The 20,264-nt window shown below is 64.5% G+C and carries 23 protein-coding genes and 3 tRNA genes; 23 read left to right on the forward strand and 3 right to left on the reverse strand.

Translation table 11 applies throughout. The features are described 5' to 3' along the window. Nucleotides 1-40 precede the first annotated feature (40 nt). From J2X45_RS02980 to J2X45_RS02990, 3 genes are all read left to right on the forward strand, one after another. Nucleotides 41-115: transfer RNA gene (locus tag J2X45_RS02980), tRNA-Val, on the forward strand. Nucleotides 116-235: 120 nt separating this feature from the next. Next, entirely contained in the window at nucleotides 236-1,129 is an 894-nt protein-coding gene (locus J2X45_RS02985) for an SPFH domain-containing protein (protein ID WP_310211132.1), read from the forward strand. A gap of 267 nt (nucleotides 1,130-1,396) precedes the next feature. Continuing rightward, entirely contained in the window at nucleotides 1,397-2,608 is a 1,212-nt protein-coding gene (locus tag J2X45_RS02990; protein WP_310211136.1) for a glycosyltransferase family 1 protein, read from the forward strand. Here J2X45_RS02990 and J2X45_RS02995 read toward each other — a convergent pair. From J2X45_RS02995 to J2X45_RS03005, 3 genes are all read right to left on the reverse strand, one after another. Continuing rightward, a complete protein-coding gene (locus J2X45_RS02995) occupies nucleotides 2,605-3,618 on the reverse strand; it encodes an LLM class flavin-dependent oxidoreductase (RefSeq protein ID WP_310211139.1) in 1,014 nt (337 codons plus the stop codon). The two genes, J2X45_RS02990 and J2X45_RS02995, sit on opposite strands and share 4 nt — an antisense overlap. 58 nt (nucleotides 3,619-3,676) lie before the next feature. After that, nucleotides 3,677-3,753, reverse strand: a tRNA-Asp gene (locus J2X45_RS03000). 65 nt (nucleotides 3,754-3,818) lie between these two features. Further along, a tRNA-Asp gene (locus J2X45_RS03005) sits at nucleotides 3,819-3,895 on the reverse strand. Nucleotides 3,896-4,094: 199 nt separating this feature from the next. On the opposite strand from J2X45_RS03005, the gene J2X45_RS03010 reads away from it, so the two are divergent. The 20 genes from J2X45_RS03010 to nuoN all read left to right on the forward strand — a co-directional run bounded on the left by J2X45_RS03010 (nucleotide 4,095) and on the right by nuoN (nucleotide 20,263). Further along, nucleotides 4,095-4,472, forward strand: a complete 378-nt coding sequence (locus tag J2X45_RS03010; RefSeq protein WP_010919822.1) for an NADH-quinone oxidoreductase subunit A — start codon at nucleotides 4,095-4,097, stop codon at nucleotides 4,470-4,472. After that, nucleotides 4,442-5,044, forward strand: coding sequence for an NADH-quinone oxidoreductase subunit B family protein (locus J2X45_RS03015; protein ID WP_082749279.1), 603 nt, complete (start codon nucleotides 4,442-4,444; stop codon nucleotides 5,042-5,044). Before J2X45_RS03010 ends, J2X45_RS03015 begins: the two co-directional genes overlap by 31 nt. After that, complete coding sequence (locus J2X45_RS03020; protein ID WP_310211150.1) at nucleotides 5,041-5,634, forward strand: NADH-quinone oxidoreductase subunit C; 594 nt, start codon at nucleotides 5,041-5,043, stop codon at nucleotides 5,632-5,634. Before J2X45_RS03015 ends, J2X45_RS03020 begins: the two co-directional genes overlap by 4 nt. 21 nt (nucleotides 5,635-5,655) lie before the next feature. After that, nucleotides 5,656-6,051 (forward strand): hypothetical protein, encoded by a 396-nt coding sequence (locus J2X45_RS03025; RefSeq protein ID WP_010919819.1) that lies wholly within the window; start codon nucleotides 5,656-5,658, stop codon nucleotides 6,049-6,051. 2 nt (nucleotides 6,052-6,053) lie between these two features. Continuing rightward, on the forward strand, nucleotides 6,054-7,304 hold the full coding sequence (locus J2X45_RS03030) for an NADH-quinone oxidoreductase subunit D (protein WP_310211155.1): 1,251 nt from the start codon (nucleotides 6,054-6,056) through the stop codon (nucleotides 7,302-7,304). Then, nucleotides 7,301-7,633: a nuclear transport factor 2 family protein gene (locus J2X45_RS03035; RefSeq protein ID WP_310211158.1), complete on the forward strand. Its 333-nt coding sequence runs from the start codon at nucleotides 7,301-7,303 to the stop codon at nucleotides 7,631-7,633. Before J2X45_RS03030 ends, J2X45_RS03035 begins: the two co-directional genes overlap by 4 nt. Continuing rightward, a complete protein-coding gene (nuoE, locus tag J2X45_RS03040; protein ID WP_310211162.1) occupies nucleotides 7,630-8,316 on the forward strand; it encodes an NADH-quinone oxidoreductase subunit NuoE in 687 nt (228 codons plus the stop codon). Before J2X45_RS03035 ends, nuoE begins: the two co-directional genes overlap by 4 nt. A 1-nt stretch (nucleotide 8,317) precedes the next feature. Further along, nucleotides 8,318-8,542: a hypothetical protein gene (locus tag J2X45_RS03045; RefSeq protein WP_096051203.1), complete on the forward strand. Its 225-nt coding sequence runs from the start codon at nucleotides 8,318-8,320 to the stop codon at nucleotides 8,540-8,542. Further along, nucleotides 8,539-8,805 carry a hypothetical protein gene (locus J2X45_RS03050; RefSeq protein ID WP_310211168.1) on the forward strand — a complete coding sequence of 89 codons (267 nt, stop codon included), beginning with the start codon at nucleotides 8,539-8,541 and terminating at the stop codon, nucleotides 8,803-8,805. Before J2X45_RS03045 ends, J2X45_RS03050 begins: the two co-directional genes overlap by 4 nt. Nucleotides 8,806-8,808: 3 nt before the next feature. Beyond that, entirely contained in the window at nucleotides 8,809-10,128 is a 1,320-nt protein-coding gene (gene nuoF / locus J2X45_RS03055; protein WP_310211171.1) for an NADH-quinone oxidoreductase subunit NuoF, read from the forward strand. 5 nt (nucleotides 10,129-10,133) lie between these two features. Then, nucleotides 10,134-12,194: an NADH-quinone oxidoreductase subunit NuoG gene (gene nuoG / locus J2X45_RS03060; RefSeq protein WP_310211174.1), complete on the forward strand. Its 2,061-nt coding sequence runs from the start codon at nucleotides 10,134-10,136 to the stop codon at nucleotides 12,192-12,194. A 4-nt stretch (nucleotides 12,195-12,198) separates the two neighbouring features. After that, complete coding sequence (nuoH, locus tag J2X45_RS03065; protein ID WP_310211176.1) at nucleotides 12,199-13,272, forward strand: NADH-quinone oxidoreductase subunit NuoH; 1,074 nt, start codon at nucleotides 12,199-12,201, stop codon at nucleotides 13,270-13,272. Further along, the gene (locus J2X45_RS03070) at nucleotides 13,272-13,511 is read left to right on the forward strand and encodes a hypothetical protein (protein WP_310211179.1); all 240 of its coding nucleotides are present in this window, start codon (nucleotides 13,272-13,274) and stop codon (nucleotides 13,509-13,511) included. The genes nuoH and J2X45_RS03070 overlap by 1 nt, the downstream gene beginning before the upstream one ends. Further along, on the forward strand, nucleotides 13,508-13,732 hold the full coding sequence (locus J2X45_RS03075) for a hypothetical protein (protein WP_310211182.1): 225 nt from the start codon (nucleotides 13,508-13,510) through the stop codon (nucleotides 13,730-13,732). The genes J2X45_RS03070 and J2X45_RS03075 overlap by 4 nt, the downstream gene beginning before the upstream one ends. A gap of 10 nt (nucleotides 13,733-13,742) precedes the next feature. Beyond that, the gene (nuoI, locus tag J2X45_RS03080) at nucleotides 13,743-14,234 is read left to right on the forward strand and encodes an NADH-quinone oxidoreductase subunit NuoI (protein ID WP_010919808.1); all 492 of its coding nucleotides are present in this window, start codon (nucleotides 13,743-13,745) and stop codon (nucleotides 14,232-14,234) included. Between the two features lie 82 nt (nucleotides 14,235-14,316). Beyond that, on the forward strand, nucleotides 14,317-14,934 hold the full coding sequence (locus J2X45_RS03085; protein WP_062093367.1) for an NADH-quinone oxidoreductase subunit J: 618 nt from the start codon (nucleotides 14,317-14,319) through the stop codon (nucleotides 14,932-14,934). Next, the gene (gene nuoK, locus J2X45_RS03090; protein WP_010919806.1) at nucleotides 14,931-15,236 is read left to right on the forward strand and encodes an NADH-quinone oxidoreductase subunit NuoK; all 306 of its coding nucleotides are present in this window, start codon (nucleotides 14,931-14,933) and stop codon (nucleotides 15,234-15,236) included. The genes J2X45_RS03085 and nuoK overlap by 4 nt, the downstream gene beginning before the upstream one ends. 8 nt (nucleotides 15,237-15,244) lie before the next feature. Beyond that, nucleotides 15,245-17,311, forward strand: a complete 2,067-nt coding sequence (gene nuoL, locus J2X45_RS03095; protein ID WP_310211190.1) for an NADH-quinone oxidoreductase subunit L — start codon at nucleotides 15,245-15,247, stop codon at nucleotides 17,309-17,311. Beyond that, the gene (locus tag J2X45_RS03100) at nucleotides 17,308-18,810 is read left to right on the forward strand and encodes an NADH-quinone oxidoreductase subunit M (protein WP_310211193.1); all 1,503 of its coding nucleotides are present in this window, start codon (nucleotides 17,308-17,310) and stop codon (nucleotides 18,808-18,810) included. The genes nuoL and J2X45_RS03100 overlap by 4 nt, the downstream gene beginning before the upstream one ends. Next, nucleotides 18,803-20,263, forward strand: coding sequence for an NADH-quinone oxidoreductase subunit NuoN (gene nuoN, locus J2X45_RS03105; RefSeq protein ID WP_310211196.1), 1,461 nt, complete (start codon nucleotides 18,803-18,805; stop codon nucleotides 20,261-20,263). The genes J2X45_RS03100 and nuoN overlap by 8 nt, the downstream gene beginning before the upstream one ends. Nucleotide 20,264 lies beyond the last annotated feature (1 nt).

Raw genomic sequence — 20,264 nt, forward strand, 5'->3', positions numbered from 1 at the left:
TGCGCAGGCTCTGGAGACGGCTAGAAGCGCCCACCCAAGAGGGCAGTTAGCTCAGCGGTAGAGCGTCTCGTTTACACCGAGAGGGTCGGGGGTTCGATCCCCTCACTGCCCACCATTCCTTCCTTGAGATCGTCTAGCGTCAGCGCTCCGATGGCCCCGCGCCAGCAGTGGAGGTTCGTCTCTTGAGAAATGCAATCAAAGTGATATCACTTTGATCGCAACTTTGGAGGCGTGCATGTCGGACGTTCGCACAATCAACCGCACCAATGAACGCGTTCGTGGGGGTGTGGGCGGAGGCCTGCCTCTGCTGCTTGCGCCTGTGATGATCATGGCAGGAATTTGGCTGGTGAAGCAGGGCGGCGGCGGCGGCGGACCGCTGCTCGTTGTCGCGGGGGTCCTTCTGTTAGTTGCCGGGGGTCTGATCAGCGCAGGCTTCTACGCGCTGCAGCCGAACGAAGCCGTCGTCATTACGCTCTTCGGCTCATACGTCGGCACGGACCGGTCTACGGGTCTTCGCTGGGTGCTGCCTTGGTACGGTCGCAAGAAGATTAGCCTGCGTGTTCGCAACGTCACCAGCGAGACGCTGAAGGTGAACGATAAGCGGGGCAATCCTATCGAGATCGCCGCCAACATCGTCTGGCGCGTTCAGGATTCCGCCCAAGCTCTGTTTGATGTGGATGACTATGCGACCTTCGTGAACATCCAGATCGAGACGGGCCTGCGCGAGGTCGCGTCCCATTACTCTTACGATCATGCGGAGGAAGGCGAACCCACCTTGCGGGCTGATGCAGAGGAGGTGGGGGATCGTCTGCGCAATGACCTGCAAGCGCGAACCGCCGTCGCGGGCGTCGCCATCGATGAGGCGCATCTCATGCATCTCGCCTATGCGCCGGAGATTGCGGGCTCCATGCTCAAGCGGCAGCAGGCCGAGGCGGTGCTGGCCGCCCGTCGCACGATCGTGGCGGGTGCGGTCGACATGGTCGAGAACGCTTTGAGCGCGCTCAGCGAGCGTGGCGTGGTGACGCTCGATGATGAGCGCCGCGCGGCCATGGTCTCCAACCTGCTCGTCGTCTTGTGTGCGGATCGGGAGGCTCAACCCGTCGTCAACACCGGCACACTGTACGGCTGACGTGGCGGGAGATCCGAAAGAGGTCAGGGGAGGGCGGCGCGCATTTCTCATGCGCGTCAGCCCCGACGTGCTCAGCGCTGTTGAACGCCTGGCGGAAGCCGAACTCAGAAGCGTAAATGCTCAGGTCGAAGTCTTGCTGCGGGAGGCCTTGAAGCGACGGGGTGTCAACCCAAGGTCTTCCGGGAGCGCAGAGGAACCGTAGCTGTCGCAAAAGCTTTATCGTTCCGGCGCCGAATAGGTGATCACGAGTAGCGATGAGGATTCGGCGTGACTGACCTGAGACCCGACCAGAATCTTGGCCAGAGGGGTCTTGAGATCGGGGGGCGGCCGCCCGCCGAGAGTGCAGTCCGTCTAGTCGACACCACCATGCTCTACGCTCCCCGGAGCGGAGGTGTGCGTCGCTACCTTTCCTCCAAGCGGTCATGGCTTGCCGGCAATCGTCCCGAGGTCAGACATACGCTCGTTGTTCCGGGCGCCCGGGACTCTCACGACGGCCAGGGGCGGGTTTCGATCTACGCGGCGCCATTGCCGTTCGGGGCTGGCTATCGCTGGCCGGTCGTCAAGCAGGCATGGATGGAGCGCCTGATCCGTCAGCAGCCTGACATCATAGAGGCGGGCGATCCGTACACGCCTGGCCTGGCCGCGCTTAGGGCGGGCGACGCCCTAGGCGTGCCTGTGGTCGGGTTTTGCCACACCGACCTTGGAAAACTGGCTGCGCTTCACATCGGCGATTGGGCGGAAAAGCCCGTGCAGAAACGCTGGGCCGCGATCTATCGCCAATTCGATCAGGCGGTCGCGCCCAGTCGTTTCATCGCGGGGCGTTTGATCGATGCTGGCGTTCGCGATGCGATCGGCCTTCCACTTGGGGTGGACACGGCGGTTTTCCGACCGGATCGCGCCGACCGCGACGGCCTGAGGCGGCGGTTGGGGGTCGCGGAAAACGAGCGACTTTTGGTGTTCGCCGGTCGGCCCGCGAAGGAAAAGAAGCTCGATGTTCTGGTCGCCGCCATTGAGCGTCTGGGCCATCCCTACAAGCTGCTGTTTGTCGGCGCGGGGGGCGGGGCTCCCGTCAGCGACCGCGCGCTTTGCATTGACTATGTGCGCGATCCCTTGGAGTTGGCCTCCATCCTCGCCAGTTGCGACGCCTTCGTTCACGCCAACGACAACGAGCCGTTCGGGTTGATCGTCCTGGAGGCGATGGCCTGCGGCCTGCCGGTTGTGGGCGTCGCGGCGGGCGGGGTGGCTGAGTCGGTGGACGCGGCCGTGGGACAGCTGGCCTACGCCTCGGAGTCCGCCGCCTTCGCTGAAGCGATCGAGGCCCTGTTTGAGCGTGATACGCGCCTCGTCGGAGAGGCCGCGCGTCGCCGAGCGCTAGAGCGTCATGGCTGGGACGCGGTTTTTGTCGAGCTCTGCGCCATCTATGGCCGACTGACCGGCCGGGCAGCGTTTGAAGCCCCCGCCGCGCAAGCCGCGCATTAGCCGCGGATCGCGGCCAGGATCTCGTAGCTGCGTTTACGCGCGGCGTGGTCGTGGATTTGCGCCGCGGCCATCAATTCGTCAGCGCCGGTCATCTCGAGGATCTGATCGATCTTGCGTTTGACCGTCTCGGCCGAGCCAATGGCGGCGTATTGGAGCGTGTGCTCCAACCCAGCCAACTCGGCCAGCGATGCGTGCTCGCGGATATCGTCCACCGGCGGCGGCAGCAGGCCTGGACGTCCTCGGCGCAAGGCCAGGAACTGTTGTTGGGTGGACGTGGCGAGCCGCCTGGCTTCCTCGTCAGAATCTGCGGCGCAGACGCCAATACAGACCATGGCGTACGGGCGCTCCAGCGCAGCCGACGGTTTGAAGTGGCGGCGATACAGCGCCAGGGCTTCCAGCAGGGCGTCCGGGGCGAAGTGCGCGGCGAAGGCGTAGGGCAGGCCGAGCGCCGCCGCCAACTGCGCGCCCCAGGTCGAGGAGCCGAGGATCCAGATCGGTACGTCCTGTCCTTCGCCCGGCACGGCGCGGACGCTTTGCTCCGCGCTCGCCGGTTGAAACCAATGCTGAAGTTCGACCACGTCCTGGGCGAACGAATCGACCGCCCCGGCGTACCGCCGCAGAGCGCGCATCGTGGACTGATCCGTCCCTGGGGCGCGCCCCAAACCCAAATCGATGCGACCAGGGTAAAGCGCGTTCAGGGTCCCAAACTGCTCGGCCACCATCAGCGGTGCATGGTTTGGCAGCATGACGCCGCCGGAGCCGACGCGAATCGTTGTCGTTGCAGCCGCCACCTGGCCGATGACGACGGCCGTCGCCGCGCTGGCGATTCCAGGCATGTTATGATGTTCGGCCAGCCAGTAGCGATGGAAGCCGAGCGCTTCGGCGTGGCGCGCCAGATCGATGCTGTTCTTCAGGGCCTGACCAACACTGGAGCCCTGAGGAACGGGCGCGAGGTCGAGAACCGAGATTGGCGGAGAAGCGGCGCGAGTCATATCCGCTAGATGGCGCAAACGCTGCGCGACACAAGCCTTGGCCGCAGAACTTCAAGTCATTTAGGAAGATGGACGGTGGCGCGAATGACGGGGCTCGAACCCGCGACCTCCGGCGTGACAGGCCGGCGCTCTAACCAACTGAGCTACATCCGCGTCGTGCGCCAGGGCGCGACGGTTGTCCGTAACCGAATGAGGGAAGTCTAACACCTCCGAAAGGGTGGCGCGAATGACGGGGCTCGAACCCGCGACCTCCGGCGTGACAGGCCGGCGCTCTAACCAACTGAGCTACATCCGCATACCCCTTCGCCGAAGCGAAAGTGCGACCCGCCAATCGGCGAGGCGCGTCTGATATGTCGGGCGAAGACTCGTGTCAACGGCCATCTCGAAGAACCGACAAATCGCCTTTCTTTGCGAACGTTTCTCAATGTGCGCGGGGTGTTTGAAGCGCTGGCGACAGTGGGCTACAACCCGCTCGATTCAAGCCAAGGGCTGTCATGACCGCCTTCCTTCTCCAATACCTGCCGATCGTGATCTTTCTCGGGATCGCGGCGGCCATCGGTATCGTCTTCCTCCTCGCCGCCGCGGTGCTCGCGCCCAAGGCGCCGGACCCGGAAAAGCTGTCCGCCTACGAGTGCGGCTTCAACGCTTTCGACGATGCGCGCATGAAGTTCGACGTCCGGTTCTATCTGGTGTCGATCCTTTTCATCATCTTCGACCTGGAAGTGGCGTTCCTGTTCCCCTGGGCGGTCACGCTGATGAAGTTGCCGCAGGACGTGGCGCAGTTCGCCTTCTGGTCGATGATGACCTTCCTGGGCGTCCTGACCGTCGGCTTCATCTATGAATGGAAGAAGGGCGCCCTCGAATGGGAGTGATCGTTCCCGCCAATTCGTCGTCGGTTCCGGCGCTGTCCGCCGGGCGCTCGACGGTCGAGGGCTATGACCCGAAGCTGCACGACCCGTTCTTCGACGGCGTCTCGCAACAGCTGGCCGACAAGGGCTTCATCACCGCCGCCGCCGACGATCTCATCACCTGGGCCCGCACCGGCTCGCTGATGTGGATGACGTTCGGTCTGGCCTGCTGCGCCGTCGAGATGATGCAGGCCTCGATGCCGCGCTACGATCTCGAGCGTTACGGCTTCGCCCCGCGCGCCAGCCCGCGTCAGTCGGACGTCATGATCGTCGCCGGCACGCTGACCAACAAGATGGCTCCGGCTCTGCGCAAGGTCTACGACCAGATGCCAGAGCCGCGCTACGTCATCTCGATGGGCAGCTGCGCCAATGGCGGCGGCTATTACTATTACAGCTACAGCGTCGTGCGCGGCTGCGACCGCGTCGTGCCGGTCGACATCTACGTGCCGGGCTGCCCGCCGACCGCCGAGGCGCTCGTCTATGGCGTGCTGCAACTGCAAAAGAAGATTCGCCGGACGGGGACGATCGAGCGATGAGCGAAGCCCTGGAACTGCTTGGTCAGGACATCGTCGCCCGTGCTCCGGGCGTGCTGGGACATTCTGTCGCATTCGGCGAACTGACCATCGTCGCCCGTTCGGCGTCGGTGATCGACACGCTGACGTTTCTGCGCGACGACGCAGCCTGCCGTTTTCACCAGCTGATCGACCTGACCGGTGTCGACTACCCGGAGCGCGCCGCGCGCTTCGATGTGGTCTATCACCTGCTGTCGCTGGTGAAGAACCATCGGATCCGCCTCAAGGTCTCTACCGATGAGGACACCCCCGTTCCCAGCGTGACGCCGGTGTTCCCGGTGGCTGACTGGTTCGAGCGCGAGGCGTTCGACATGTACGGGATCTTCTTCGACGGTCATCCTGACCTGCGTCGAATCCTGACCGACTACGGCTTCCACGGCCACCCGCTTCGGAAAGACTTCCCGATGACGGGCTATGTGGAAGTGCGCTACGACGACGAGCTCAAGCGTGTCGTCTATGAACCTGTGAAGATTACCGAGTTCCGTGCGTTCGATTTCCTCTCGCCCTGGGAAGGCGCCAAGTACGCTCTCCCCGGTGACGAGAAGGCGCAATAGCGAGCAAGGGGATGCCGACTCATGGGTTTGCGACGGCCTTCGTTCCGTTCCGCCACAGCGTTCTTCTTGGTCGCCTTTTCGACCGCGTTTCTGATGACCATCGGGATGCGGCTGACGGGGTGGTTCACGAAGGCGCCGACGATCTCGGCGGATCAGAACAAGTCGCTGGGCGTCGCGATCATGATCTCGGTGATCACGCTGGCGATCGGGGCCAGCATCCGGCGGATGGAAGTGGCCGAGCTGCGCAGCGCGCTGCTGGGAGCCGCCTCGGTCTTGCTGGCCTTGCCTTTGTCTCAGGCCGCGATCTCTCAAAGCTGGGACGTCGCGACCACCATCATCACCTTGCTGGGCGTCGTCTTGCTGATCGCGGGACTGATCGTGTCGCTCAGCATCGAACAGCGTAACGAAGGTCCGTAGCCATGACCGGCACGAACTCGCCCGCCGCGGCGACCGACTTCTTCCGTGACGACACCACGGTTCCGGCGATCCCGGAAACGCCCGTTCGGAAGTTCAACATCAACTTCGGCCCGCAGCACCCAGCCGCGCACGGCGTTTTGCGCCTGGTGCTGGAGCTGGACGGCGAAATCGTCGAACGCGTCGACCCGCATATCGGCCTGCTGCACCGTGGCACCGAGAAGCTGATGGAGGCGCGGACCTATCTGCAGAACGTCCCGTACTTCGACCGCCTCGACTATGTGGCGCCGATGAACCAGGAACACGCGTTCTGCCTGGCGATCGAAAAGCTGCTCGGCGTCGAGGTGCCGATCCGCGGCCAGATCATCCGCGTCCTGTACTCGGAAATCGGCCGTATCCTGAATCACCTGCTCAACGTGACGACCCAGGCGATGGACGTCGGCGCGCTGACGCCGCCGCTCTGGGGCTTCGAGGAGCGCGAGAAGCTGATGGTGTTCTACGAGCGCGCCTGCGGCGCTCGTTTGCACTCCAACTACTTCCGTCCGGGCGGCGTCCACCAGGACCTGCCGCCGGAGCTGGTCGAGGACATCGACGCCTGGGCCAAGGCCTTCCCGAAGATCTGCGACGACATCGAAGGCCTGATCACCGACAACCGCATCTTCAAGCAGCGCAACGTCGACATCGGCGTGGTCAGCAAGGAAGACGCGATCAGCTGGGGTTTCTCGGGCGTGATGGTCCGCGGTTCGGGCATCGCCTGGGATCTGCGCCGTAGCCAGCCCTACGAGAACTACAACGACTTCGAGTTCGACATCCCGCTGGGCAAGAACGGCGACTGCTATGATCGCTACCTGTGCCGCATGCAGGAGATGCGCGAGTCGACCAAGATCATCCGCCAGGCCTGCGAGATGCTGCGCAAGACGCACGGCCCGGTGCTGTCGGAAGACAACAAGGTCTCGCCGCCGCGTCGCGCCGAGATGAAGCGCTCGATGGAAGCGCTGATCCACCACTTCAAGCTTTACACTGAAGGCTTCAAGACGCCGGCCGGCGAAGTCTACGCCTGCGTCGAGGCGCCGAAGGGCGAGTTCGGCGTGTTCGTCGTCTCGGACGGCACCAACAAGCCGTATCGCTGCAAGATCCGCGCGCCGGGCTTCCCGCACCTGGCGGCGATGGACTGGTTGAACCGCGGCCACCAGCTGGCCGACGTCTCGGCCATTCTGGGCTCGCTGGACATCGTCTTCGGGGAGATCGACCGGTGAGCCTGGCCGATATAGCCCAGGCGCAGCTCGACGCCTACAACGCCCAGGATCTGGACGCCCACTGCGCCCACTTCACCGACGACGTGGTCGTCGCGGGGTTGAACGGTGACGTCGCGCGCACGGGCATCGAGGCCTATCGCGCCTTTTACGCCAAGACCTTCGCCGAGTTCCCCAAGAACCAGGCGAAGCTGCTGAACCGCATCGTGGTCGGGTCCAATGTGATCGACCACGAGCATGTCGACCGCGGCAACGGCGATGCGCCGTTCCAGGTCGCCGCCATCTACACCTTCAAGGGCGACAAGATCGCCCGCGTGGATTTCGCCCGATGAGCGTTCGTCGTCTCGCTAAAGAACAGCCCGCCAGCTTCGCCTTCTCGAAGGAAAGCCAAGCCAAGGCCGACTGGTGGAAGGCCAAGTATCCCGCCGAGCGCAAGCAGTCGGCGGTGATTCCGATGCTGTGGCTGGCCCAGAAGCAGGAAGGCTGGATCTCCGAGCCCGCGATCCAGGAGATCGCCAAGCAGCTCGAGATGCCGGTGATCCGCGTGCTCGAAGTGGCCACCTTCTACGTGATGTTCCAGCTGCAGCCGGTCGGCAAGGTCGCCTTCGTGCAGCTGTGCGGCACCACACCGTGCCAACTGCGTGGCGCGCTCGATCTGCGCAAGGTGCTGGAAGACAAGATCGGTCCGGCCCACCACGTCTCGAACGATGGCAAGTTCAGCTGGGAAGAGGTCGAGTGTCTCGGCGCCTGCTGCAACGCGCCGATGGCCGCGATCAATGACTACTACTACGAGGATCTGACCCCGGAGAGCCTGGCGCAGATTCTCGACGACTTCGCCGCCGGCAAGGCGCCGAAGCCGGGCAGCTATGAGGGCCGTGGCGCTTCGGAGCCGAAGGGTGCGATCCACACCCTGACCGATCCCAAGCTGTACGACGGTTCGTACGCCCAAAAGATCAAGATCCCGAACCTGCCCGAGAAGCCGAAGAAGGCCCCGAAGTCGGAGCCCGCCGCCTAACATGACCGCCGACGCCGCCCTCCAGAAGAAGCGCCTCACCGCGATGCTCGTCATCAACGCGGTGTGCTTCGTGCTGGCCGGCGTGGCTATCTACGGCGCGGTCTCGCTGCGGATTGACTGGCTGCGGCTGGTCTTCCTCGGCGCCATCGTTGCGGGTCTGGGTTCGCACATCTGGTTCATCCTGGGCTGGATGCGCGCGACCAAGGGGGAGGGCGCCTCGTCATGATCGACGACAGCGACCTCAACATCCGCAAGGCGGCCTATGTCGACACCCTCCGGGGTCTGCATCGTCGCGAGCGCAGCGTCGGCTTCGTCGCCTGCCTGATCGGCGCGATCCTGCTGGTCTGGGGTCGTGTCGTCGAAGGCGCGCCGTTGTGGGCGGTCGTGGCCGGTCTCGCCATTATTGGCGTGGGTTGGTCGCTTTTCGCCTATGTCATCATTCGTCGGACGCGCTATGTGCGCGCCCATCCATTCGATCCGCAAAGCTGAGTCATGGTCGGTATCCTCGAAGACAAGGACCGCATCTTCACGAACCTCTACGGTCTCCACGACTGGGGCCTTGAGGGCGCGAAGAAGCGCGGCTGCTGGAATGGCACCAAGGACATCCTGGACGCCGGGCGCGACTGGATCATCGAGAACATGAAGAACTCCGGCCTGCGCGGTCGGGGCGGCGCCGGTTTCTCGACGGGCCTGAAGTGGTCGTTCATGCCCAAGGAAGTGAAGGAAGGTCGTCCTCACTACCTGGTGGTCAACGCCGACGAATCCGAGCCGGGCACCTGCAAGGACCGGGAGATCATGCGGCATGACCCGCACCTCCTGATCGAGGGCTGCCTGATCGCCTCGCGCGCGATGCTGGCCCACGCCTGCTACATCTACATCCGCGGCGAGTACGTCTTCGAGCGCGAGCGCCTGGAAGCGGCGATCAAGCAGGCCTATGAGGCCAAGCTGATCGGCAAGAACAATGTCCATGGCTGGGACTTCGACCTCTACGTCCACCACGGCGCTGGCGCCTATATCTGCGGCGAAGAGACGGCCCTGCTGGAAAGCCTCGAAGGCAAGAAGGGCCAGCCGCGCCTGAAGCCGCCGTTCCCGGCCGGCGCAGGCCTCTACGGCATGCCGACCACTGTGAACAACGTCGAGTCGATCGCTGTCGCGGGCACGATCCTGCGTCGCGGCGCCGCTTGGTTCGCGGGCTTTGGTCGTCCGAACAACGCCGGCACCAAGCTGTTCTGCGTCTCGGGGCACGTGAACCTGCCCTGCAACGTCGAAGAAGCGATGAGCATCCCGTTCCGCCAACTGGTCGAGGACCACTGCGGCGGCATTCGCGGCGGCTGGGGTAACCTGAAGGCCGTCATCCCGGGCGGCTCTTCGGTGCCGATGATCCCCGCTGAGCAGTGCGAAGACCTGCCGATGGACTTCGACGCCTTGCGAAATCTGAAGTCGGGCCTGGGCACCGCCGCTGTCATCGTGATGGACAAGGACACTGACCTTGTCCGCGCCATCGCTCGTCTGTCGTACTTCTACAAGCACGAGAGCTGTGGCCAGTGCACGCCTTGCCGTGAAGGCACCGGCTGGATGTGGCGCGTCATGGAACGCATGGTCACCGGCGAGGCCGATCCGAAAGAGATCGACACCCTGCTGGACGTCACGACCCAGGTCGAAGGTCACACCATCTGCGCCCTGGGCGATGCGGCCGCCTGGCCGATCCAGGGCCTGTTCCGTCACTTCCGCCATGAGGTGGAGGAGCGGATCGCTTCCTATCGTAGCGGTCGCCTGCACGTGCAGGGCGCCAAGCTGATCGCGGCGGAGTAACAAGAATGGCAATCGCCAAGGTCAATGGCGTCGAGGTCGAGTTCGAACCCGGCATGACGGTTCTGCAGGTGGCGGAGCTGGCCGGGGAAGAGATCCCGCGCTTCTGCTATCACGAACGCCTGTCCATCGCCGGCAACTGCCGGATGTGTCTGGTTGAAGTGAAGCCCGGCCCGCCGAAGCCGCAGGCCTCGTGCGCCCTGCCGGCAGCCGAGGGTCAGGAGATCTTCACCAAGACTCCGATGGTCAAGAAGGCCCGGGAAGGGGTGATGGAGTTCCTGCTCATCAACCACCCGCTGGACTGCCCGATCTGTGACCAGGGCGGCGAGTGCGACCTGCAGGACCAGGCGGTTGGCTACGGCCGTGACGACAGCCGCTACGAAGAGAACAAGCGCGCCGTCGAAGAAAAATCGATGGGCCCTCTCATCAAGACCGTGATGACGCGCTGCATCCAGTGCACGCGCTGCGTCCGCTTCATCACCGAGGTCGCCGGCTCGCCCGAGATCGGCCTGATCTCGCGCGGCGAAGACGTTGAAATCACGACCTATCTAGGCGCGGCGGTGACCTCGGAGCTGAGCGCCAACGTCATCGACCTGTGCCCGGTCGGCGCCCTGACCTCCAAGCCCTACGCCTTCGAAGCCCGTCCGTGGGAGCTGAAGAAGACCGAAAGCGTCGACGTCATGGACGCCCTGGGCTCCTCGATCCGCGTCGACGCGCGTGGCGCGGCTGTGCTGCGCGTGCTTCCGCGCATCAATGACGAGGTCAACGAGGAATGGATCTCGGACAAGACCCGTTATGCGGTCGACGGCCTGGGCCGTCAGCGTCTTGACCGTCCGTATGTCCGCGTCGGCGGCAAGCTGAAGTCGGCGACCTGGGCCGAAGCCTTTGCAGCCATCGCCGCCAAGATCGGGGCGACGGCTCCGGAACGCATTGGCGTGATCGCCGGCGACCTGCAGGACGCCGAAAGCCTGAAGGCGACCAAGGACCTCTTCACCGCCCTGGGCGTGAAGAACCTCGACAGCCGTCAGGATGGTTCGACCCTGGGCGCGGGTCCGCGCGAGGGCTGGCTGTTCAACTCGACCATCGCCGGCATCGAAAACGCCGATGTGGTGCTGTTCGTCGGCGCCAACCCGCGTCTTGAGGCGCCGGTGCTCAACGCCCGCTTCCGCAAGCAATGGCTGGCCGGCAAGACCCGCTTCGGCGTGATCGGGGAACAGGCCGATCTGACTTTCGGCTACGACTATCTCGGCGCCGGCGCCAAGACGCTGTCGGGCCTGGCCAAGAGCAAGAACGACTTCGTCGCCGCCCTGAAGGCCGCCGAACGCCCGGCGATCATCATCGGCCAGGGCGCGCTGGCGCGCGCCGACGGCGCGGCGGTTCTGAAGGCCGCTGCGGGCCTCGCCAAGACCATGAAGGTTGTCCGCGAAGGCTGGAACGGCTGGAACGTGCTGCACACCGCCGCCGCCCGCGTGGCCGGCCTCGACATGGGCTTCGTCCCGGCCGAGGGTGGCCTTGCGACCCCCGACATGCTCAAGCCCGGCGCGCTGGACGTGCTGTTCCTGCTGGGCGCCGACGAGTGCGAAACCGCCGCGTCGGACGCCTTCAAGATCTATCTCGGCACCCATGGCGACAACGGGGCCCACAAGGCGGACGTGATCCTGCCGGGGGCGGCCTATACTGAAAAGAACGGCCTCTATGTGAACATGGAAGGGCGCGTCCAGATGGGCCGCCGCGCCGTGTTCCCGAAGGGCGAGGCCAAGGAAGACTGGTCGATCCTGCGGGCGCTGTCCGAGGTGCTGGGTCACAAGCTGCCTTACGACAGCCTGGACCAACTGCGCGCCAAGCTCTTTGCCGATCACCCGACCTTCGGTCAGATCGACTACGCGCCGGGCTCGGTGGCCACTTCGTTCGACGTCGGCGCTCTGGGCGCTGATGGTGAGGTCTCGGACGCGCCGTTCGAAAGCCCGATCAAGGCCTTCCACCTGACCAACCCCATCGCGCGCGCCAGCGTGACCATGGCCGAGTGCGCGGCCGTGGCCTCGGGCGCCGCCAAGATCGCGGCGGAGTAGGCCGATGCAAGCGTTCTTCGCCAACCCCGCCGTCTCCTGGACCCTGCTGACCACCGGCGGGATCCTGCTGGTCGTGATCTGGGTGCTGCTGAGCCTGGCGTTCCTGCTGCTGGCCGACCGCAAGATCTGGGCCGGCGTCCAGATGCGCAAAGGCCCGAACGTCGTGGGCCCGTTCGGCCTCCTGCAGTCCTTCGCCGACTTCTTCAAGTTCGTGCTGAAGGAGATCGTGATCCCCGCCGGCGCCGACAAGGTCGTCTTCATCCTGGCGCCGCTGATCAGCCTGATCCTGGCCTTCGTGGGCTGGGCCGTGGTGCCGTTCGCGCCGGGCTGGGTCGTCTCGAACCTCAACGTCGGCATTCTCTACCTGCTGGCGATGAGCTCGCTGGGCGTCTACGGCATCATCATGGGCGGCTGGGCTTCGAACTCGAAGTATCCGTTCCTGGGCGCTTTGCGCTCCGCGGCTCAGATGGTTTCCTATGAAGTCTCGATCGGCCTGATCATCATCACGGTGATTCTGCTGGCCGGCTCGATGAACCTGTCGACCATCGTCGAAAAGCAGTCGGGCTGGATCTGGAACTGGAACGTCTTTGGCGGCGCCGGGCTGAATAACCTGATCCTGCTGCCGGTCATGGTCGTGGCCATGGGCATGTTCTACATCTCGGCCCTGGCCGAGACGAACCGCCCGCCTTTCGACCTGCCAGAAGCCGAGTCGGAACTCGTGGCCGGCTATCAGGTCGAGTACAGCTCGACGCCGTACCTGCTGTTCATGGTCGCCGAGTATTCGAACATCGTCCTGATGTGCGCGATGATCAGCGTCCTGTTCTTTGGCGGCTGGAACCCCGGGTTCCCGACCGATTTCCTGAACAGCTGGCATCCGTTCGCGGCCAACTTCTTCCTGGCCTTGGTGTTCTACGCAAAGATCTGCTTCTGGTTCTTCATGTTCGCTATGGCGAAGGCCATCGTGCCTCGCTACCGCTACGACCAACTGATGCGTCTGGGCTGGAAGGTTTTCCTGCCGACGTCGCTGGTGCTGGTTGCTGCGGTCGCCGCCTGGCGTGTGTTCGGTCCGGCGGCCTGATGCGCCAGACCACGATCCTGGCCTTGACCCTAGTGGGCGCCGCCCTGGCGGCCTGCCAGGCGGTCTCGGCTCCGGATCGATCGTATTCCCTCGGTGACGGCGTCGTCAGCTATGACGATCTCCGACGCGAGGGCGACAAGTGCAAGGCTTCGGGTGGAACCATCCGGGCCAAGCAGGACGGGGGAGACCCCGCCCAGCTATCGAACTACACCTGCGTCATTCCCCGGACCGGGAAATGAGGCGGGCTGCTCTGGGGATTGCAGCTGTCGGCTTTCTGGCCGGGTGCTCGACCTGGAGCGAAAGCATTCCGCGGCCGCCGGAGCGGACGCTTGAGGACAAGGTCGAGGCGCGCCGCAAGGCTGACGACAAGACTCGAAAGTGCGTCCTCGAGCAGACGTTGCGGCGGCAGCAAAAAGAGCAGGGTAGGGACGTCCGTCCCCTCCCTAAGGAAAAGTGTTAGGAGAGCTCTGGTGTTCCAGCGCATCACTCAGGCGGTCAAGGGCGCGGCCCTTCTGGACTTCGCGGGCGCGTTCGGCCTGGCCATGAAGTATATGGTCGCGCCGAAGAAGACCGTGATCTATCCGAACGAGCGCAATCCGCAGTCGCCCCGTTTCCGCGGTGAGCACGCCCTGCGCCGCTATCCGTCGGGTGAAGAGCGTTGCATCGCCTGCAAGCTCTGCGAAGCCATCTGCCCAGCGCAAGCGATCACCATCGAGGCCGAACCGCGCGAGGACGGCAGCCGCCGGACGACCCGCTACGACATCGACATGGTCAAATGCATCTACTGCGGCCTGTGCCAGGAGGCATGCCCGGTGGACGCGATCGTCGAGGGCCCGAACACCGAGTTCGCGACCGAGACCCGCGAAGAGCTCTACTACGACAAGGAACGCCTTCTCGATAACGGCGACCGTTGGGAACGCCTGATCGCGAAGAATCTGGAGTTGGACGCGCCGTACCGCTAAAGACGGGGCCGAATCCGGGGTAGGCGGCGCGTCACACGGCGCGCCGTTGTTGGACTTAAGATTTCAGGGGAGCCCAGGGCCAATGCCCGTGCAGGCGATCGCATTTTATCTACTGGCTTTCGTGACCATAGCGGCGGGTCTCCTCGTCGTGTCGGCGCGTAACCCGGTGCACTCGGTGCTCTTCCTGATCACCGCCTTCTTCTCGGCCGCTGGTCTCTTCGTCCTGCTTGGCGCGGAGTTCCTGGCGATGCTGCTGGTCGTCGTTTATGTCGGCGCGGTCGCGGTGCTCTTCCTCTTCGTCGTCATGATGCTGGATGTGGACTTCGCCGAGCTTCGCCAAGGCTTCGTGCAGTACCTGCCCTTCGGCGGCGTGATCGCCTTGGTCATCGCCACGGAGATGGTGATGGTCGTCGCGGCTGTGGCTACGAACGGAGCCGCCGCGAAGAACGCTCTGCCGAACGCTTCGCCGGGCGGAGTTCCCAACACCGAAGCGATCGGTCGGGTGCTCTACACCGACTATGTCTTCTTCTTCCAACTGGCGGGCCTGGTGCTGCTGGTCGCCATGATCGGCGCCATCGTCCTGACCTTGCGCCACAAGCCGGGCGTCAAGCGCCAGGACATCGGCAAGCAGGTCGCCCGCACGCCCAAGACCGGCATGGAGCTGGTTCAGATCAAGCCGGGTGAGGGGATCTCCGAATGATCGGCCTGCCGCACTATCTCGTCGTCGCCGCGATCCTGTTCACGATCGGCGTCTTCGGCATCTTCGTGAACCGCAAGAACGTCATCGTCATCCTGATGTCGATCGAACTGATCCTTCTGGCGGTGAACATCAACCTCGTGGCGTTCTCGGCCTATCTGCACGACGTGGCGGGCCAGATCTTCGCGATGTTCGTCCTGACCGTCGCCGCCGCCGAGGCGGCCGTGGGTCTGGCGATCCTCGTCACCTTCTTCCGCAACCGCGGCGATATCGCGGTTGACGACGCCAGCATGATGAAGGGCTAAGCGACGTCATGCAGACGCTTGTCACCATTCTCGTTTTCGCGCCGATCATCGCCGCGGCGATCGCCGGCCTGTTCGGCCGTCGCATCGGCAATGTCGCATCGCAGTCGGTCACGACCGGCGCGCTGATCCTGTCGTGCGCGCTGTCCTGGTACACGTTCAGCCAGTGGACCTGGGGGCACATGGAGGCCTTTACGGTCAACCTGTTGCCATTCATCCACATCGGCGACTTCCAGGCCAACTGGGCGATCCGCATCGACGCCCTGTCGGCGACCATGCTGATCGTGGTCACGACGGTCTCGGCCCTCGTGCACATCTATTCCTGGGGCTACATGGCCGAGGACGACAGCAAGCCGCGCTTCTTCGCGTACCTGTCGCTCTTCACCTTCGCCATGCTGTCGCTGGTCACCGCCGCCGACTTCATGCAGCTGTTCTTCGGCTGGGAAGGCGTGGGTCTGGCCTCGTACCTGCTGATCGGCTTCTGGTTCAAGAAGCCCTCGGCTAGCGCCGCCGCCATCAAGGCCTTCGTCGTCAACCGCGTCGGCGACTTCGGTTTCGCGCTCGGCATCATGACCACCTACTGGGCGTTCGGCACGATCCAGTTCGCCGAGCTGTTCCCGCTGATCCAGGCCAACGCCGGCAAGACCTGGGAATTCGCCGGTCACCTGTGGCCGCTGATGGATATCGCCTGCTTCCTGCTGTTCATCGGCGCGATGGGCAAGTCGGCGCAGTTCTTCCTGCACACCTGGCTGCCCGACGCCATGGAAGGCCCGACCCCGGTGTCGGCCCTGATCCACGCGGCCACCATGGTGACCGCTGGCGTCTACATGCTGTGCCTGCTGTCGCCGATGTTCGAATACGCCCCCGTGGCTAAGAACATCGTCACGGTCATCGGCGCGGTGACGGCCCTGTTCGCCGCCACGGTCGGCCTGACCCAGAACGACATCAAGCGCGTGATCGCCTACTCGACCTGCTCGCAGCTGGGCTACATGTTCTTCGCGGCCGGCGTCGGCGCCTATCAGGCGGCGATGTTCCACCTGTTCACGCACGCCTTCTTCAAGGCGCTGCTGTTCCTGGGCGCCGGTTCGGTGATCCACGGCATGCACCACGAGCAGGACATGCGTCGTTACGGCGCCCTGGCCAAGCTGCTGCCGGTGACCTTCATCGCCATGACGATCGGTACGATCGCCATCACGGGCCTTGGCTTCCCGCCTCTGCACTTGGGCTTCGCCGGCTTCTACTCGAAGGACACCATCATTGAGGCGGCGTTCGCCGCTGGCGGCCATAACGCCTTGGCCATGTTCGCCTGGGTGATCGGCGTGCTCGTCGCGGGCCTGACCTCGTTCTACTCTTGGCGCTTGGCCTTCTTCACCTTCAACGGCACGGCGCGCTGGGGCCATGACGCCCACGGCCACGATGATCACGCGCATGCGGCGCACGGTCACGACAACCATGCCCACGGTCACGACGATCATGCCCATGACGATCACGGTCATGGTCACGACCACAAGCCGCACGAAAGCCCTTGGGTGATGCTGTTCCCGCTGGTCGTGCTGTCGATCGGCGCGGTCGCCGCCGGCTTCGTCTTCACCGGCTACTTCGTCGGCCACCACCAGGAAGAGTTCTGGCGCGGCGCCATCTACACCGCCCCGACCAACCACGTGCTGCACGAAGCGCACGAGGTGGCGACCTGGGTGAAGTGGAGCCCGCTCATCGCTTCGCTGATCGGCCTGCTGATCGCGGTCTATGTCTACCTGATCAAGGGCAATGAGCGCCTGGGCCTGAAGCTGGCCGAGCGCAAGGGTCCGCTGTACGTCTTCTTCTACAACAAGTGGTTCTTCGACGAGCTCTACGAGGCCACCTTCGTGCGCTTCGCCAAGTTCCTGGGGGACCTGTTCTGGAAGGGCGGCGACCAGAAGATCATCGACGGCCTTGGCCCCGATGGCGTGAGCGCGGTCTCGTATGAGGTCGGCAAGCGCACCGGCAAGCTGCAGACCGGCTATCTCTACCACTACGCGTTTGTCATGCTGCTCGGCGTCGCCGGCCTGCTGACCTTCGCCCTGTACGCATTCCGTTGAGGGGGACGGAGCTCATGAGCGGCCTTCTCAGCCTTACGACCTTCGCGCCCCTGGCCGGCGTCGCGGTGATCCTCGCCGCACGCGCCCTGCATGGCGCCGGAGAAAAGACCGACACCCTGGCCAAGTGGATCGCGCTCGTGACCACCCTGGTCACGTTCGGCCTGTCGATCGTTCTCACCGCCCAGTTCGACCCGAAGAACCCGGGCTTCCAATTCGTGGAAGACGTCGCCTGGTTCGCCGGCCTGCATTATCGCATGGGTGTGGACGGCATTTCAGTGCTGTTCGTCCTGCTGACCGCGTTCCTGCTGCCGATCTGTATCGTGGCCAGCTGGAAGTCGGTCGAGAAGCGCGTCGTCGAGTACCTGATCGCCTTCCTCGTGCTCGAGACCCTGGTGATCGGCGTCTTCTGCGCGCTGGATCTCGTGCTGTTCTACCTCTTCTTCGAGGGCGGCCTGGTTCCGATGTTCCTGATCATCGGCATCTGGGGCGGCAAGCGCCGGATCTACGCGGCCTACAAGTTCTTCCTCTACACGCTGCTCGGTTCGGTGCTGATGCTGGCCGCGATCCTGGCGATGATCGGGATCTCCGGCACGGCCTCGATCCCCGAGCTGATGACGTTCAAGTTCGCTCCTTGGCTGCAGACTTGGCTGTGGCTGGCCTTCTTCGCCTCGTTCGCGGTAAAGATGCCGATGTGGCCCGTCCACACCTGGCTGCCCGACGCCCACGTCGAGGCGCCGACGGCCGGTTCGGTCATCCTGGCGGGCATCCTGCTGAAGATGGGCGGCTACGGCTTCATGCGCTTCAGCCTGCCGATGTTCCCGCATGCTTCGGAGATGTTCCAGCCGCTGGTTTTCGCGATGTCGGCGATCGCCATCGTCTACACCTCGCTGGTCGCCTTCCGTCAGACCGACATCAAGAAGCTGATCGCCTATTCGTCGGTCGCCCACATGGGCTTCGTGACCATGGGCATCTTCTCGGGCAATGCGGCGGGCGAGCAGGGCGCTCTCTTCCAGATGCTGAGCCACGGGATCATCTCGGGCGCGCTCTTCCTGTGCGTCGGCGTGGTCTATGACCGCATGCACACCCGCGAAATCGCCTTTTATGGCGGCCTCACCAGCCGCATGCCGATGTACGCGGCGGTGTTCCTGCTGTTCACCATGGGCAATGTCGGCCTGCCGGGCACCTCGGGCTTCGTCGGTGAAATCCTGACCATGACCGGCGTCTACAAGGCCTCGACCTGGACGGCGATCGTCTCGGCGACTGGGGTCATCCTGTCGGCCATGTACGCCCTGACCCTCTATCGCCGCGTGATGTTCGGCGAGATCACCAATCCGCAGCTGACCACGATCACTGATCTGGACAAGCGCGAGATCCTGATCTTCGCCCCGCTGATCGTGTCGACGCTGGTGCTGGGTGTTTATCCCAATCTCGTTTTCAACCTGACCGCGACGTCTGTCGACGCGCTCGTCGGCGCCTGGCGCGCCGCCGTGGGTGGGTGAGGAGCCAATGACGTTTTCCGCCAACTTCTCGCTCGTGCTGCCTGAGGTCGTTCTCGCGATCGCGGCGCTGGTTCTACTGGTCGCCGGCGCCTTTCGAGGCAAGGTCGGGGCCATCTTCACGCTGGCGGCCGTCGCCTCCCTGATCGCCGCCGCCGCCACGGCGGTGCTGGGGCCCAAGGGCGCCGCGTTCGGCGGGGTCTACGTCGCCGACGCGGCCGCGACCTACGCCAAGGTGGCTATCTATCTTTCGAGCGCTGTGGCCGTCGTCCTCGGCGACCGATGGCTGGCTCAGCGGGGCGACCAGAAGTTTGAGTACGCGGTCCTGGTGATCCTGGCCGCGCTGGGCATGGGTGTCACCGCTTCGGCCGGTGACCTGATCAGCCTGTATGTCGGCGTCGAACTGCAATCGCTGGCGCTGTACGTTCTGGCCGCCATGCGCCGCGACGACGCCAAGTCCTCGGAAGCGGGCCTGAAGTACTTTGTGCTGGGCGCGCTGTCGTCGGGTCTGCTGCTGTACGGCAGCTCGCTGATCTACGGTTTTACCGGCTCGACGCACTTCAGCCAGATCGCCCTGGCTGCTGCGCACGGCGGCTCGCATGGCGTTGGCCTGCTGTTTGGCCTGGTCTTCGTGATCTGCGGTCTGGCCTTTAAGGTCTCCGCCGCGCCGTTCCACATGTGGACGCCGGACGTCTATGAAGGCGCGCCGACGCCGGTCGTCGGCTTCTTCGCCGCCGCCCCGAAGCTGGCCGCCATGATGATGTTCGCCCGCGTTCTGGGCGACGCCTTCCCGGCGGCCGAGACGCAGTGGCGCCAGGTGCTGGTGATTGCGGCCCTGCTGTCGGTCTTCGTGGGCGCCTTCGCCGGTCTGGCGCAGAGCAACCTGAAGCGCCTGTGGGCCTACTCCTCGATCGCGAATGTCGGTTACGCCCTGCTAGGCGTCGCCGCCGGCGGCGAGGTCGGCCTCCAGTCGATGCTGATCTTCATGACGCTTTATATGGTGGACGTGACCGGCTTCTTCGCCTGCCTGCAGGCGTTGAACCGCGACGGCAAACCGATGGAGACGATCCAGGACATGGCCGGTCTCGTGAAGCAGCGGCCCGGCGTCGCCCTGGCGATGACCGCGTTCTCGCTGTCGGCGCTGGGTCTGCCGCCGTTCTCCGGCTTCTGGGCGAAGTACTTCGTTTTCAAGGCCGCCATGGGTACGGGCGACGTCGTAATGCAGTGGGCCGCCGTACTGGGTCTGGTGGGTTCGGTGGTTGCGGCGTTCTATTACCTTCGCCTGATCAAGGCGATGTGGTTCGACGACGCTGCGGGCGGCGTGGACGCGCCGTCGCCGTCGGCCCGGGCCGTGGGTTTCGCCGCCGCGATCTTCTCGTTCCCGATCGTGCTCTTGGCCCTGGTCTGGCTCGAACCGGCCGCCAAGGCCGCCGCCGCCGCCTTTGGTCACGCGTGAC

It is taken from the genome of Caulobacter sp. BE264, assembly GCF_031457805.1.
Taxonomy (GTDB): domain Bacteria; phylum Pseudomonadota; class Alphaproteobacteria; order Caulobacterales; family Caulobacteraceae; genus Caulobacter.

What these genes read in the sequence shown, in the direction of transcription:
- nuoG (WP_310211174.1), top strand. Translation starts at nt 10,134, where the DNA reads ATGGCAATCGCCAAGGTCAATGGCGTCGAGGTCGAGTTCGAACCCGGC.
- J2X45_RS03010 (WP_010919822.1), top strand. Translation starts at nt 4,095, where the DNA reads ATGACCGCCTTCCTTCTCCAATACCTGCCGATCGTGATCTTTCTCGGG.
- J2X45_RS03050 (WP_310211168.1), top strand. Translation starts at nt 8,539, where the DNA reads ATGATCGACGACAGCGACCTCAACATCCGCAAGGCGGCCTATGTCGAC.
- J2X45_RS03085 (WP_062093367.1), top strand. Translation starts at nt 14,317, where the DNA reads ATGCCCGTGCAGGCGATCGCATTTTATCTACTGGCTTTCGTGACCATA.
- nuoH (WP_310211176.1), top strand. Translation starts at nt 12,199, where the DNA reads ATGCAAGCGTTCTTCGCCAACCCCGCCGTCTCCTGGACCCTGCTGACC.
- nuoL (WP_310211190.1), top strand. Translation starts at nt 15,245, where the DNA reads ATGCAGACGCTTGTCACCATTCTCGTTTTCGCGCCGATCATCGCCGCG.
- nuoK (WP_010919806.1), top strand. Translation starts at nt 14,931, where the DNA reads ATGATCGGCCTGCCGCACTATCTCGTCGTCGCCGCGATCCTGTTCACG.
- J2X45_RS03020 (WP_310211150.1), top strand. Translation starts at nt 5,041, where the DNA reads ATGAGCGAAGCCCTGGAACTGCTTGGTCAGGACATCGTCGCCCGTGCT.
- J2X45_RS03075 (WP_310211182.1), top strand. Translation starts at nt 13,508, where the DNA reads ATGAGGCGGGCTGCTCTGGGGATTGCAGCTGTCGGCTTTCTGGCCGGG.
- nuoF (WP_310211171.1), top strand. Translation starts at nt 8,809, where the DNA reads ATGGTCGGTATCCTCGAAGACAAGGACCGCATCTTCACGAACCTCTAC.
- nuoE (WP_310211162.1), top strand. Translation starts at nt 7,630, where the DNA reads ATGAGCGTTCGTCGTCTCGCTAAAGAACAGCCCGCCAGCTTCGCCTTC.
- J2X45_RS03025 (WP_010919819.1), top strand. Translation starts at nt 5,656, where the DNA reads ATGGGTTTGCGACGGCCTTCGTTCCGTTCCGCCACAGCGTTCTTCTTG.
- J2X45_RS03015 (WP_082749279.1), top strand. Translation starts at nt 4,442, where the DNA reads ATGGAAGAAGGGCGCCCTCGAATGGGAGTGATCGTTCCCGCCAATTCG.
- J2X45_RS03030 (WP_310211155.1), top strand. Translation starts at nt 6,054, where the DNA reads ATGACCGGCACGAACTCGCCCGCCGCGGCGACCGACTTCTTCCGTGAC.
- J2X45_RS03045 (WP_096051203.1), top strand. Translation starts at nt 8,318, where the DNA reads ATGACCGCCGACGCCGCCCTCCAGAAGAAGCGCCTCACCGCGATGCTC.
- J2X45_RS02985 (WP_310211132.1), top strand. Translation starts at nt 236, where the DNA reads ATGTCGGACGTTCGCACAATCAACCGCACCAATGAACGCGTTCGTGGG.
- J2X45_RS03070 (WP_310211179.1), top strand. Translation starts at nt 13,272, where the DNA reads ATGCGCCAGACCACGATCCTGGCCTTGACCCTAGTGGGCGCCGCCCTG.